Below are 1144 nucleotides of genomic sequence, written 5' to 3' on the forward strand. Positions count from 1 at the left end.
CTATTCCAGGCTCTTTCTTAACGGGGTTGTTAGTCCTCTCGGTTTTTGGTCTTACCGTAAACATCGTGGTGCTGTTTGCCTTAATCATGGCGGTCGGCATGCTGGTGGATGGTGCAATCGTCGTCACTGAGTTTGCCGATCGGAGAATGCAAGAAGGCACGCCGCGTAAAGAGGCATACCGAGACGCAGCTAAACGCATGGCATGGCCGATCACCGCCTCTACCGCGACTACGTTGGCGGCATTTGCTCCGCTTCTTTTTTGGCCGGATATTACCGGTGAGTTTATGAAGTACTTACCGTTAACGCTAATCGCGACGTTAGCGGCGTCATTGGTGATGGCTTTGCTATTTGTGCCTGTTATTGGCGGCATTATTGGTAAACCTCAGGTTATCAATCCTAAAGCCCAACAAGAAATGGTGGCGTTGCACAACGGAAACTTTGAGAAAGCGACAGGAATTACCAAGCTGTAGTACAAAACCTTGTTTGTGGCGATTCAACATCCTTGGAAAGTGCTGCTGAGCGCGGTATTGCTGGCGGGTGGTGTTGGATTTACTTACAGTAAAGCGGGGTAAGGAGCTGCGTTTTTCCCTGAAGGCGATCCGCCATTTTTCACCGTAAAAGTACGCTCTTACGGGGATCTTTCCATTAATGAGAAAGATATCGTAATGCGAGAAATTGAAAAGGTCATGCTGGGTCATGATGAGTTTGAAAGTGTCTACACTCGCACTGGATCGAGCGATAATGGTGACGAAATCGGTCAGATTCAAATAACTCCTGTGGATTGGCAATATCGTCGTGAAGTCAAAACGATCATTGAAGAGCTAAAAGCTACCACCGACCAATTTTATGGCGTTGAGTTAGAGTACAAATTCCCGGATGCCGGCCCTCCGGTTGAACATGATTTGGTGATTGAAGTTTCTTCTCGAAGTAGGAGTATAGGCGAGCTAGATGACGCCGCGAAGCTCGTTAGGCTTTGGGCTGATAGCAACCCAGCACTGACTAATTTGAGTGATACCACCAATAAAGAGGGGATTGACTGGCAAATTGACATTCGACGCGACGACGCTTCTCGTTTTGCTGCCGATGCAACTTTGGTGGGAAATACAGTTCAATTTGTCACGAATGGTCTGAAAATAGGGGACTA

General features: G+C 47.6%; 1 pseudogene. It reads left to right on the forward strand.

The annotated features are described in order from the left end of the window. Positions 1-1144 (forward strand): annotated as a pseudogene (vmeK, locus tag R7O12_RS26165) (multidrug efflux RND transporter permease subunit VmeK); the annotation flags it as partial.

Source organism: Vibrio sp. Vb1574, assembly GCF_033338675.1.